This is a genomic window from Streptomyces spinosus (genome assembly GCF_020400655.1).
GTDB lineage: Bacteria > Actinomycetota > Actinomycetes > Streptomycetales > Streptomycetaceae > Streptomyces > Streptomyces argyrophylli.
In genome coordinates this window covers 22,148-33,771 of record NZ_JAINRC010000012.1, presented here as the reverse complement: position 1 = coordinate 33,771, position 11,624 = coordinate 22,148, and the positions used below count along the sequence as shown (strand labels likewise).

Annotated in this window: 11 protein-coding genes; 2 read left to right on the top strand and 9 right to left on the bottom strand. The window is 72.5% G+C overall.

What is annotated here, in order from left to right; all coding sequences use genetic code 11:
- Nucleotides 1-116 precede the first annotated feature (116 nt).
- Nucleotides 117-575, top strand: coding sequence for a Rieske (2Fe-2S) protein (locus LG395_RS22695; protein WP_225811027.1), 459 nt, complete (start codon nt 117-119; stop codon nt 573-575).
- A gap of 23 nt (nt 576-598) precedes the next feature.
- A complete protein-coding gene (locus LG395_RS22690; protein WP_225811026.1) occupies nt 599-1,342 on the top strand; it encodes a nucleotidyltransferase domain-containing protein in 744 nt (247 codons plus the stop codon).
- Here LG395_RS22690 and LG395_RS22685 read toward each other — a convergent pair.
- From LG395_RS22685 to LG395_RS22645, 9 genes are all read right to left on the bottom strand, one after another.
- The gene (locus LG395_RS22685) at nt 1,268-2,017 is read right to left on the bottom strand and encodes a nucleotidyltransferase domain-containing protein (RefSeq protein ID WP_225811025.1); all 750 of its coding nucleotides are present in this window, start codon (nt 2,015-2,017) and stop codon (nt 1,268-1,270) included. The two genes, LG395_RS22690 and LG395_RS22685, sit on opposite strands and share 75 nt — an antisense overlap.
- Before the next feature lie 4 nt (nt 2,018-2,021).
- Nucleotides 2,022-3,029, bottom strand: a complete 1,008-nt coding sequence (locus LG395_RS22680; protein ID WP_225811024.1) for an ADP-ribosylglycohydrolase family protein — start codon at nt 3,027-3,029, stop codon at nt 2,022-2,024.
- Between the two features lie 65 nt (nt 3,030-3,094).
- Complete coding sequence (locus LG395_RS22675; RefSeq protein ID WP_171157710.1) at nt 3,095-4,156, bottom strand: pseudouridine synthase; 1,062 nt, start codon at nt 4,154-4,156, stop codon at nt 3,095-3,097.
- Nucleotides 4,157-4,169: 13 nt separating this feature from the next.
- The gene (gene scpB / locus LG395_RS22670; RefSeq protein ID WP_171157708.1) at nt 4,170-4,820 is read right to left on the bottom strand and encodes an SMC-Scp complex subunit ScpB; all 651 of its coding nucleotides are present in this window, start codon (nt 4,818-4,820) and stop codon (nt 4,170-4,172) included.
- Nucleotides 4,817-5,932, bottom strand: coding sequence for a segregation and condensation protein A (locus LG395_RS22665; RefSeq protein WP_225811023.1), 1,116 nt, complete (start codon nt 5,930-5,932; stop codon nt 4,817-4,819). The genes scpB and LG395_RS22665 overlap by 4 nt, the downstream gene beginning before the upstream one ends.
- Before the next feature lie 18 nt (nt 5,933-5,950).
- Complete coding sequence (locus tag LG395_RS22660; protein WP_171157704.1) at nt 5,951-6,496, bottom strand: hypothetical protein; 546 nt, start codon at nt 6,494-6,496, stop codon at nt 5,951-5,953.
- Nucleotides 6,481-7,614, bottom strand: coding sequence for a ParA family protein (locus LG395_RS22655; RefSeq protein WP_171157702.1), 1,134 nt, complete (start codon nt 7,612-7,614; stop codon nt 6,481-6,483). The genes LG395_RS22660 and LG395_RS22655 overlap by 16 nt, the downstream gene beginning before the upstream one ends.
- A 379-nt stretch (nt 7,615-7,993) precedes the next feature.
- Entirely contained in the window at nt 7,994-9,109 is a 1,116-nt protein-coding gene (ald, locus tag LG395_RS22650) for an alanine dehydrogenase (RefSeq protein WP_225811161.1), read from the bottom strand.
- Nucleotides 9,110-9,255: 146 nt separating this feature from the next.
- Entirely contained in the window at nt 9,256-11,316 is a 2,061-nt protein-coding gene (locus LG395_RS22645) for a tetratricopeptide repeat protein (RefSeq protein ID WP_171157699.1), read from the bottom strand.
- Nucleotides 11,317-11,624: the final 308 nt, after the last annotated feature.

Here is an 11,624-nt window from a genome sequence, read left to right as displayed (position 1 = left end):
TTCTTGGTCCGTCCAGCGTAGTCAGCCCGCGCGGGGCGGGCGTGCGCCGCTCGCTCGCTGAGACGATGCGAGAGTTCCGGTATCCACCGATACGCACGTCTGTACGGAGGTCTGACATGCCCCAGCCAGCGACACGGCGGACGGTTCTCGCCACGGGCGCCGGTGCGCTCACCCTGGGATGTGTGGGATGCGGCGGCAAGGAGGGCGGCGGGACCACGTCGGCCTCGGGGTCGGCGTCGGCCCAGGCTTCGGCGCCGGCGTCGTCCCCGCAGGAGTCCGGTGCCGGCGGGAAGGCGCTGGCGGCGACGAGCGACATCCCGGAGGGCGGCGGCAGGGTGTTCAAGGAGGAGAAGGTGGTGGTCACCCAGCCGAAGAAGGGTGACTTCAAGGCTTTCTCCGCGATCTGCACGCACCAGGGCTGCACGGTGAACAAGGTGGCGGACGGCACCATCGACTGCCCCTGTCACGGCAGCAGGTTCCGCATCGCCGACGGCTCGGTGGCCCACGGCCCCGCGACCAGGCCGCTGCCCAAGCGGCCGATCAAGGTGGAGGGGAAAACCATCCGCCTGACCTGAGGGGCGCCGCGTACGCTCCGGGGATGCGGCCCGAGGATCTCGTACGCGACCACACGGTCTACGCCTGTGTCATGGGCTCCCGCGCCTTCGGCCTGGCGACGGACGCCAGCGACACCGACCGGCGCGGGGTGTTCCTGGCCCCGACCCCGCTGTTCTGGCGGTTCGACAAGCCGCCGACGCATGTGGAGGGGCCGGGTGAGGAGCGGTTCTCCTGGGAGCTGGAACGGTTCTGCGAGCTGGCGCTGCGCGGCAACCCGAACATCTTGGAGTGCCTGCACTCCCCGCTGGTGGAGCACGTGGACGACACAGGCCGCGAGCTGCTGTCCCTGCGCGGCGCCTTCCTGTCCCGGCAGGCGTACGGCACCTTCACGCGGTACGCCCTCGGCCAGCGCAGGAAGCTCGACGCCGACGTCCGCACGACGGGCGCCCCGCGCTGGAAGCACGCGATGCACCTGCTGCGCCTGCTGATGAGCGCACGGGACCTGCTGCGCACCGGCGAGCTGCGGATCGACGTCGGTGAGCGGCGCGGGCGCCTGCTGGCGGTCAAGCACGGCGAGGTGCCGTGGGCGCGGGTGGAGGCGTGGATGGTCCGGCTGGCGCACGAGGCCGAGGAGGCGCTGCCGGGCAGCCCGCTGCCGCCGGAGCCGGACCACGCGCGCGTGTCCGCGTTCCTCCACCGGGTGCGCCGGGCCTCAGCCCTCGAGGCGGAGCCGGACCACCAGGTCGTGCAGGGCGTCCTGGGCAGCGCCCGTGTCGGGCAGGACTGAACCGGCCTGCGCCTCGTCCAGCGCGGTGTGCAGCCGCTCCACGTCGGCCTCCACGCGCGCATGGTCGACGTCGGCCTTGCCGTGCTCCCGCTCCCGCTTGGCGGCGATCAGCTCGGGCAGGTAGCCGGGGCCGCCCACCTCGTCCAGCAGCGTCGGCAGATGGGCCTGGACCTCGCCGCTGCGCATGAGGTGGATGCCGGTGAGCAGCACGCGGAAGGTGTAGAGCAGCGGCTTGAGTTCGCCGGTCTTCTCGAACAGCCGCCACTGGGTCACCGCGAACCCCCGGTAGTGGTGCGCGTGGTGGCCGGTGAGGACGCCGGGGGCCAGGGCGGCCAGTTCCCGGTGCGCCTCGCAGGTGTGCACGACCAGGGGCGAGAGCAGCTGCTCCAGCACGTAGCCGTTGCGGCGGAGCATCAGCCGTACGAACTTGCGCAGGTCGTGGGTGACCAGGTCCAGTTCGACGCCGTAGTGGACCCAGGTCCGCGAGCGGGTCTCCTCCGGCTCGCGCAGCCCGACGAGGTCGGCGGCGGGCAGCAGGTGGACGCCGCGCAGGTCCACGTCGGAGTCCTGCGAGGGGAAGCCGTACAGGTGGGCTCCGCAGACGGTGGCGAACAGCAGGGGGTCGGGCTGTTCCGCGACCACCGAGGTCAGGTCCATGTCGAGATCGTCGATCATGGGCTCAAGCGTCCCAGAGCGCTCCCAGGGCCAACAGGTCGCCCCGGTACTCGATGCGCTCCGCCCAGTCGGCGGGCCAGGCCCCGGCGCCCAGCCAGGCGCCGGCGAAGGCGCCGGTGAGGCAGGCGACGGAGTCGGAGTCACCGGCCGTGCAGGCGGCCCGGCGCAGGGCGGTGACGGGCTCGTCGGGGAAGAGCAGGAAGCACAGCAGTCCGGTCGCGAGGGCCTCCTCCGCGATCCAGCCCTCACCGGTGGCCAGGCAGGGATCGGTCTCCGGGGAGACGGTCCGTACGGCCTCCTGGAGTCTGCCGAGGATCTCCAGGCACTCGTCCCAGCCGCGTGCGATGAACTGCTCGGGGCCGGGGTCCTGCGCGCGGGTCCACAGGTCGCCGAGCCAGGTGTGGTGGTAACGGGTGCGGTTCTCGAGGGCGTAGGAGCGCAGCCGCCCGACCAGTCCGGCGGGGTCGGTGCCCCGGGCGAGCAGGTGGACGGCGTGGGCGGTGAGGTCGGAAGCGGCCAGCGCGGTGGGGTGGCCGTGGGTGAGCGCGGCCTGGAACTGGGCGGCGCCGGCGCGCTGTTCGCCGGTCAGGCCGGGCGCGAGCCCGATCGGGGCGACCCGCATGTTGGCGCCGCAGCCCTTGGAGCCGGTCTGGCTGGCGTCCTGCCAGGCGCGGCCCTCCGCCGTGAGCAGATGGCAGGCGGTCAGGCAGGTGTTGCCCGGCGCCCGGTTGTTCTCGGGCGACTGGTACCAGTCCACGAACTCCTCGCGCAGGGGCCGTTCCAGACGCTTCGGCGCGAGGGGGCCGCGTCCCAGGGCGGTGGCGAGCGCGCGGCCGACGGCGAGGGTCATCTGGGTGTCGTCGGAGACCCGGGCGCGCTCCGGCAGCAGCATCTGCCGCCACGGCCCGAACATCGAGAGGATCAGCGGCACGGTCTTGAACTCGGTCGGGTAGCCGAGGGCGTCCCCGAGGGCGAGGCCGAGGAGTGCTCCGGTCGCCGGCTGTCTGGGCATATGCGTCGTCCCCCTTTATCGTCACCATGACAGTAAAGGGGGACGGTGATCACGGCAAGGCGCTTTTAGAGGTCGACTTCCTTCATCAGCATGCCGACCTCGGTGTTGGACAGACGGCGCAGCCAGCCCGACTTCTGGTCGCCCAGGGTGATCGGACCGAAGGCGGTGCGCACCAGCTTGTCGACCGGGAAGCCCGCCTCGGCCAGCATCCGGCGCACGATGTGCTTGCGGCCCTCGTGCAGGGTCACCTCGACCAGGTAGTTCTTGCCGGTCTGCTCGACCACGCGGAAGTGGTCCGCGCGCGCGTAGCCGTCCTCCAGCTGGATGCCGTCCTTCAGCCGCTTGCCCAGGTCGCGCGGGATCGGGCCGACGATGTGCGCGAGGTAGGTCTTCTTCACGCCGTACTTGGGGTGCGTGAGGCGGTGGGCCAGCTCACCGTGGTTGGTGAGCAGGATGACACCCTCGGTCTCGGTGTCCAGCCGGCCGACGTGGAAGAGCCGGGTCTCGCGGTTGGTGACGTAGTCACCGAGGCACTGCCGGCCCTCCGGGTCCTCCATCGTGGAGACCACGCCCGCGGGCTTGTTCAGCGAGAAGAACTGGTACGACTGGGTCGCGACCGTCAGGCCGTCGACCTTGACCTCGTCCTTCTCCGGGTCGACCCGCTTGCCCTGCTCGGTGACGATCTCGCCGTTCACCTCGACCCGGGCCTGTTCGATCAGCTCCTCGCAGGCCCGCCGGGAACCGTAGCCCGCGCGCGCGAGGACCTTCTGCAGCCGCTCGCCCTCCTGCTCGGCGCCCGGGAAGGTCTTGGGCAGCTTGACGTCCTTCTTGCCGGCGTACCGCTCCCGGTTGCGCTCCTCGACCCGCGTCTCGTACTCGCGGGAGCGCGAGGGGGCCGTACGGCCGCCCTGCGGGGACCGCTTCGGGCCGCCCTTGGCCCCTCCCCGCGCGGCACCGCCGCGCCCGGCCTTGGGGCCGTCCTTGGTGGCCCCCGGGCCCACGTCGTAGCGGCGCTCCTCGGGGCGGGGCTTGCGGGGCCGGCCCTGCCCCTGCTTCTGGTCCCTGTCGTTGCCTGCGCCGCGGTAGTTACCGCGCCCGCCGCTCTTGCCGCTGCCGCTGCTTCGCATCAAGGTTTCCGTCTTAGTCGTCTGCGTCCTGACCGCCGGGCGCGTCGGGCGCGTCCGGGTCGAACGACGGCACCCCCTCCTGGGTCTCGGCCTCGATCGCCTCCGCCTCCGGGAGGAAGGGCGCGAGCTCCGGGAGTTCGTCCAGGCCGCGCAGGCCCATCCGCTCCAGGAAGTAGTTCGTCGTCCTGTACAGGATCGCACCTGTTTCGGGTTCCGTGCCCGCCTCCTCGACCAGACCGCGCTGGAGGAGGGTGCGCATGACGCCGTCGCAGTTCACCCCGCGCACGGCGGAGACCCGGCTGCGGCTGACCGGCTGGCGGTAGGCGACGACCGCCAGGGTCTCCAGCGCGGCCTGGGTGAGCCGGGCGGTCTGGCCGTCCAGGACCAGCCGCTCGACGGCGGGCGCGTAGGCGGCACGGGTGTAGAAGCGCCAGCCGCCGGCGACGAACCGCAGCTCGAAGCCGCGGCCCTGCACGGTGTACTCGTCGGCCAGCTCGCGCAGGGCGTCGGCGACCTGCCGCTTGGGACGCTCCAGGATCTTCGCCAGGTGCTCCTCGGTCGCGGGCTCGTCCACGACCATGAGCATCGCCTCCAGGGCGGGCTTGAGGTCGAGGCCGGCGACGGTCCGCAGCCCGGCCGGGACCTCGGCGGTCTGCTCACTCACGGCTTCTCCTCCTCCTTGGGCGGCTCGGGCTCCTTGGGCGGCTCGGGCGGCCGGTCGAACTCGTCGGTGACCCTGGGTGCCGCGTCCGTGTCCCCGCCGGTCCAGCGCACGGTCAGCTCCCCCAGCGCGGTCTCCTGCTCCAGGGCCACGGCCTTCTCCCGGTACAGCTCCAGCAGGGCGAGGAACCGCGCCACGACGGTGAGCGTGTCGTCGGTGTCCTCGATCAGCGCCCGGAAGCTGGCCTCGCCCAGCTCGCGCAGCCGCGCCACCACGATCCCGGCCTGCTCCTGCACGCTGACCAGCGGGGCGTGGATGTGGTCGACGTAGACCCGCGGCCTGGGCCTCGGCTGCATGGCCTTGACGGCGAGCCTCGCGAAACCCTCGGGGCCGATGCTGATGACGACCTCGGGCAGCAGCTCGGCGTGCTGCGGTTCGAGGCCTACGGTACGGGGCCGGCGCCGGGCCTCGTCGTCGAGGCGCCGGTCGAAGATGTCGGCGATCTGCTTGTAGGCGCGGTACTGCAGCAGCCGGGCGAACAGCAGGTCCCGGGCCTCCAGCAGCGCCAGGTCGGCCTCGTCCTCCACCTCGGCGGCGGGCAGCAGCCGGGCTGCCTTCAGGTCGAGCAGCGTGGCCGCGACGACCAGGAACTCCGTGGTCTGGTCCAGGTCCCAGTCGGCCCCCATGGCCCGGATGTGCGCCATGAACTCGTCGGTGACCTTCGACAGGGCGACCTCGGTGACGTCCAGCTTGTGCTTGGAGATCAGCTGGAGGAGCAGGTCGAAGGGGCCCTCGAAGTTCGCGAGGCGGACCGTGAAGACGCCGTCGGAAGCGGGCTCGGACCCGGCGGGCCCGGACTCGGCGCGTTCCGGTGCGGGTGCTGCTCGTTCCGGCGCGGGCTCGGGCAGCTCGGGCTCCGGCAGCTCCGGCTCGGGCGCGGGCAGCTCCGACTCCGGCTCCGGCGCGGATCCGGCGGGTTCCGGCTCCGGCAGCTCCCGTTCGGGAGCCTCGGCGGGTACGGCGGCCGGCTCGTCCGGCGCGGTTCCCGGCCCTCGCCCCAGCGCACGCCGACGGCCGGCGGATGCGCCGGGGACAGGGGCTCCATACGAGGTCATAGCCCCCGCAGGCTACCGCTACCGTCCGCGCAGCCGGCGCACGAGGATGCTCGCGTCACCGCGGGACTCCAGGTCGGCCAGGACCACGGCCACCGCCTCGCGGACGATCCGGCCGCGGTCCACCGCGAGCCCGTGCTCGCCGCGGAGCACCAGCCGCGCGTGCTCCAGGTCCATCAGCTCCTCGGCGGAGACGTAGACGGTGATCTTCTCGTCGTGCCGCTCGCGCCCGCTGGGCCGCCGGGCCGCCGCCCGTCCGCGCTTGCGCGGCTGCGCGGCAGAACCTTCCTGCGCCGCCTGCCGGCGTGCCGGACGGGTGCGGGACTCGCCGGCCTCGGCCGACTCGGCCTCCGCCGCCACGTGCTCCGCGCCCTCTCCGTCACCGCTCTGGACGGGAACCGCCTGCGGTACGTCCTCGGCGGCGGCCGCCTCGTCGCTCTCCCCCGCGGGAGCCGGCACCCGGGCCTCGCCGTTGGCCGCGCGGCGGGGCGTGGAAGGCTGGAGCGCCATCCCCCCGGTCGTGCGGAACAGTTCGTCGGCCCCGGGCAGACTCACTCGGCGTGACACCGGGCGAGCACCTCCCTGGCGAGCTGGCGGTAGGCGGCGGCACCGACGGAGTTGGAGGCGTACGTGGTGATCGGCTCACCGGCGACCGTGGTCTCCGGGAAGCGGACCGTGCGGCCGATGACCGTGTGGTACACGTGGTCGTCGAACGCCTCGACGACACGCGCCAGCACCTCACGGCTGTGCACGGTGCGCGAGTCGTACATCGTGGCGAGGATGCCGTCGAGCTCCAGCTCGGGGTTGAGCCGCTCCTGGACCTTCTCGATGGTCTCGGTCAGCAGGGCCACACCGCGCAGGGCGAAGAACTCGCACTCCAGCGGCACGATCACCTTGTGCGCGGCCGTCAGCGCGTTGACGGTGAGCAGACCGAGCGAGGGCTGGCAGTCGATGACGATGTAGTCGTAGTCGGGCAGCAGCGGCTTCAGGGCGCGCTGGAGCGTCGACTCGCGCGCGACCTCGGAGACCAGCTGGACCTCGGCGGCGGACAGGTCGATGTTGGACGGCAGCAGGTCCATGTTGGGGACCGCCGTCTTCAGCAGGACCTCGTCCGCCGACATGCCCCGCTCCATGAGCAGGTTGTAGACGGTGAGGTCCAGCTCCATCGGGTTGACGCCGAGACCGACCGACAGCGCGCCCTGCGGGTCGAAGTCCACGAGCAGCACGCGCCGGCCGTACTCCGCGAGCGCGGCACCCAGGTTGATGGTCGACGTCGTCTTGCCGACGCCGCCCTTCTGGTTGCACATCGCGATGATCGTCGCGGGGCCGTGGTCGGTCAGCGGGCCCGGGATCGGGAAGTACGGCAGCGGGCGTCCGGTCGGGCCGATGCGCTCACGGCGCTGGCGGGCCGCGTCGGGCGCGAGCGTGGCCGCGTACTCGGGATCGGGCTCGTACTCGGCGTCGGGGTCGTAGAAGTGCCCCTCGGGCAGTTCGTCGTAGTCGGCGAAGTGGTTGTGGGGCGCGCCACTTCCGTCGCCGGCCATGGCGTTCACGTGATGGCCATCCATGCTCGGGTGTGCTGTCCCGGCCGCCTGCGGACCGGAACTCTGGTGGGCTGCGAAGGTGCGCACAGCTACGGAGCCGACAGCCTCGGATCCCGCGGGGCCATGGCCCCCTGCGGGCATTCCTGGTCGACCACCCCCGGGAGAAAATGTCGACTCATTCACAAGTCGTCTTACCTCCTTGGTGACCAGGAAACTTCTAGACAAGGTCAGCGTGGCACCATGCCGACGGTTGGCGACTCTATGGCGTGTCGGGCGTCCGCAGCAACACAATCCGCCGGACCCGGCAGGATGTGTCGGCAATGAAACATCCCGCTGTCAAGGGCGTACGGCCGTCGCACAGCAGGTTTCACCGGTGTGCGAATCGGTCGAAGGGTTACGTTCGAGGCGAGTTGGCCGAGAGCCGCAAAGTGACCATACACACACCCGGCCGGACCTTGTCGGGCAAGGTCCGGCCGGGTGCGCGCTGTTGACGAACCGTGTTGACGAATCGCCTTTTGGGTCAGCCGAGAAGGCTCTCCAGCTCGACGTGGTCCAGCCCGTGGGCCTCGGCGACCTCCTTGTAAACCACCTTGCCGTCATGGGTGTTGAGACCCTTGGCGAGCGCGGGGTCGCGGCGCAGCGCCTCCACCCAGCCGTTGTTGGCCACGGAGACGATGTACGGCAGCGTCGCGTTGGTGAGGGCGTTGGTGGAGGTGTTGGGCACCGCGCCCGGCATGTTGGCGACGCAGTAGAAGACCGAGTTGTGGACGCGGAAGGTCGGCTCGGCGTGCGTGGTGGGGCGGGAGTCCTCGAAGCAGCCGCCCTGGTCGATCGCGATGTCGACAAGGACACTTCCCGGCTTCATCCGGGACACCATCTCGTTGGTCACCAGCTTCGGGGCCTTGGCGCCCGGGATGAGGACCGCGCCGATGACGAGGTCGGCGTCGAGGACGGCCTTCTCGAGTTCGAAGGCGTTGGACATGATCGCCTTGACCTTCGTGCCGAAGATCCGGTCGGCCTCGCGCAGCTTGTTGATGTCGCGGTCGAGCAGGGTCACCTCGAAGCCCATGCCGATGGCGACCTGGGTGGCGTTCCAGCCGGAGACACCGCCGCCGATGACCACGGCCTTGGCCGGGGTCACACCCGGGACGCCGCCCGGCAGCACGCCGCGGCCGCCGGCCGCGCGCATCAGGTGGTAGGCGCCGACCTGCGGGGCCAGCCGGCCCGCGACCTCGGACATCGGGGCGAGCAGCGGCAGGGCGCGGTTCGGCAGCTCGACGGTCTCGTAGGCGATGGCCGTGGTGCCGGACTCGATCAGCGCGTCCGTGCACTCCTTGGAGGCGGCCAGGTGCAGGTAGGTGAAGAGGATCTGGTCCTTGCGCAGCCGGTGGTACTCCTCGGCGATGGGCTCCTTGACCTTCAGCAGCAGGTCGGCGGCGGCCCACACCTCGTCGGCCGTGTCGAGGATGGCGGCACCGGCGGAGGAGTACTCCTCGTCCGTGATGGAGGAGCCGAGGCCGGCGCCCCGCTCGACGACGACCTGGTGGCCGTTGCGCACCAGCTCGTGCACACCGGCGGGGGTGATGGCCACCCGGAACTCGTTGTTCTTGACCTCGCGGGGGATGCCGACCTTCACGTCGATCACGGTCCTTGGCTCAGAGGGTAGGGGGGTGCAATACAGACGTACCCAGACATGCGGGGGCATACCGGGAGACACCGCAGGAGAACGAGCGGCAGAGCCAGTTTAATGAAGGTGTTCCGGCTGTCTAGCCTTCCATTGCATCAATCTTCGCTGGAAGCACTACGGATTTCGCAGGCGTTAGCACCGTGTTCCGGCCCTGCGTCCTCTTCCGATGGCTCCTCACCCAGCATGCGCTCCGCCGCTGCGCGGTGCAGGCGGGCCGACGCGGGGTCGCCCAGCCGGTCCAGGGTGTCGGCGAGCCGCAGCTGGAGCGCGGCCTGCAACCGGCGGTCCTCGGCGCGCCGCGCCCACTCCACGGCCTCCTGGCAGGTGCGCAGCGACTCCTCGGGCCTCCCCGCGTACTCCTGCACCCGGGCGATCTCGCTCAACGCCCGCGCGCTGGCGGCGACATCGCCGCTCCTGCGGTAGCCGGCGAGGGCGGCCCGCCAGTTCCGCAGCGCCTCCCCGTACCGGCCGGCGTAGGTGTGGGCGGTGCCGATGCGGCCGTACAGCCGGGCCGCCTCCGGGTGCTCACCCCGGGCCAGCCGCTCGGCCAGCGCCCGGCCGAACCAGTCGGCGGCCCGGTCGTGGTCGCCCAGCTCCTGGTACGCGCCGCCTACGGATTCCATCGCGCGGCCGGTCGCGTACGGGTCGTTCGCCTCCCGTCCGGCGTCCAGGGCGGCCCGGTAGCGGACCAGCGCCTCCCGGGTCCGGCCGGTCTGCGCGTCCAGGTCGCCCAGGTTCAGCAGGGCCGCGGCCCTCTCCCGCGGCAGCCCGCGCCGCTCGGCGACGTCCAGGACGAGGCCGTGCAGTCCGTACAGGTCGGGGGCGGCGGCCTGCGTGCCGACGTGCGCGGCCAGGGCCCTGACCAGCTGGGACATCAGCCGCCTGGCGAGGGTGTCCAGCTCGCCGTCGGCCACCGCCAGGCGGGCGGACGCCAGCAGGGCGGGCCGCCGGATGTGCAGCCAGTCGGCGGCGGCCCGCGGGGTCGGGAAGCGCAGCGCGGGCGGCAGGCCGCTCAGCTTCTCCCGCGCCTGCGGGCTGTCGGTCTCGGTGATCGCCCGGCAGGACTGCAGCAGCCGTACCGTCCGCTCCAGCATCCGGGCCCGGGCCAGCTGCAACTCGGCGGGCCGCTCCTGGGTCTCGGCCAGGGCGCGCAGCAGCGGGTGCAGACAGCCGGGGACCTCGTACTGGGGCAGCGGGGTGTCCAGCGCGCGCAGCAGGCCGAGGGCGACGAGGTCGTCCAGGGTGGTGCGGGCGGCGTCGACCGAGCAGCCGGCGAGCGCGGAGGCCGTGTGCGGGTCGGCCAGGCCGGCCGGGGCGAGGCAGAGCAGCCGCAGTATGCGGGCGGCCGGGGCGGGCAGCTGGTCGTACACGAGCCGGAAGACGCGGGAGAGCGGGGTGCCGTCCGCGCCGGCGTCGGTGTGCAGCCGCTTGGCGAGGTCGGAGACGGCGGCCTGGGGGCGGGCGGCGAGCCAGCCGCCGGCCAGCACCAGCGCGGCCGGGTGGCCCTGGCAGGCCTCTGCCAGGGCCTCCGCCGAGCGCGGGTCGACGGTGACGCGGACGGCGCCGGCGTAGCCGGTGAGCAGTTCCACCGCGGACTTGGTGTCCAGGCCGCCGATCGTGCAGGGGCGGACGTCCGCGATGCCGGTGAGCGGGCCCCCGGAGACGGCCACCACCAGGCAGTCCGGGGTGTCCGGGAGCAGCGCGTCGACCTGCTCGGCGCCGGCCGCGTCGTCCAGCAGGAGCAGCATCCGCCGGCCGGCGAGGGCGGCGCGCAGGGCCGCGGCCAGGTCGTCCTCGGCGGCTCCGGCGGGGGCGGGCAGCTCCAGTGCGGCGAGCAGGTCGCGGGCGGCCTGCTCGACGGGCACCGGGGTGCCGCCGGGCTCGCTGAGCCGGGCCCGCAGCACTCCGTCGGGGTAGCGGCCGGCGATCTGCCGGACGAGTTGCTCGGCGAGGGTTGTCCGGCCGGAGCCGGGGCGGCCGGCGATCAGGAGCACGCGCGCGCGGGGGGCCTTTCGGCCGGAGAGGGTGTCCAGTCCGGCGCGCTCGATGTCGGCGCGCAGCTCCTTCAACTCCCGCGTCCGGCCCAGGAATCGGTCCTCCCTGGCCGAGTGCGCGGTCCGCTCCGCACCGTCTGGGTCCACCGCCTGATCCGTCACGGGCCACACTCCCGTCCCACCGCACGCGCAAGCCCGCCGGTGTCTTCCGATACGGGCGTTGAAGAGCCTAGTTCACGCTCTGCGACGTTCCCGGAATAGCGCGGCGGAGGGATCGCCCGATCGGATCAGGCGATCGTCACACCGGCAGCCCGAACGGCCCGGGGCGGGTCCGGGAGGAGGCAGATCGGGTCCTGGATGGCCCCGGACGGGTGCCGGGGGAAGGGCGAGGTGCCGAAGGGGGCGGGACGGGTTCCGGGGGGCGGGTCAGGCCCTGAAGGGGACGGGTCCCGAAGGGGAACGGGTCAGGT

What these genes read in the sequence shown, in the direction of transcription:
- LG395_RS22685 (WP_225811025.1), bottom strand. Translation starts at nt 2,017, where the DNA reads ATGATCGACGATCTCGACATGGACCTGACCTCGGTGGTCGCGGAACAG.
- LG395_RS22680 (WP_225811024.1), bottom strand. Translation starts at nt 3,029, where the DNA reads ATGCCCAGACAGCCGGCGACCGGAGCACTCCTCGGCCTCGCCCTCGGG.
- LG395_RS22675 (WP_171157710.1), bottom strand. Translation starts at nt 4,156, where the DNA reads ATGCGAAGCAGCGGCAGCGGCAAGAGCGGCGGGCGCGGTAACTACCGC.
- LG395_RS22690 (WP_225811026.1), top strand. Translation starts at nt 599, where the DNA reads ATGCGGCCCGAGGATCTCGTACGCGACCACACGGTCTACGCCTGTGTC.
- LG395_RS22655 (WP_171157702.1), bottom strand. Translation starts at nt 7,614, where the DNA reads ATGCCCGCAGGGGGCCATGGCCCCGCGGGATCCGAGGCTGTCGGCTCC.
- LG395_RS22665 (WP_225811023.1), bottom strand. Translation starts at nt 5,932, where the DNA reads ATGACCTCGTATGGAGCCCCTGTCCCCGGCGCATCCGCCGGCCGTCGG.
- LG395_RS22695 (WP_225811027.1), top strand. Translation starts at nt 117, where the DNA reads ATGCCCCAGCCAGCGACACGGCGGACGGTTCTCGCCACGGGCGCCGGT.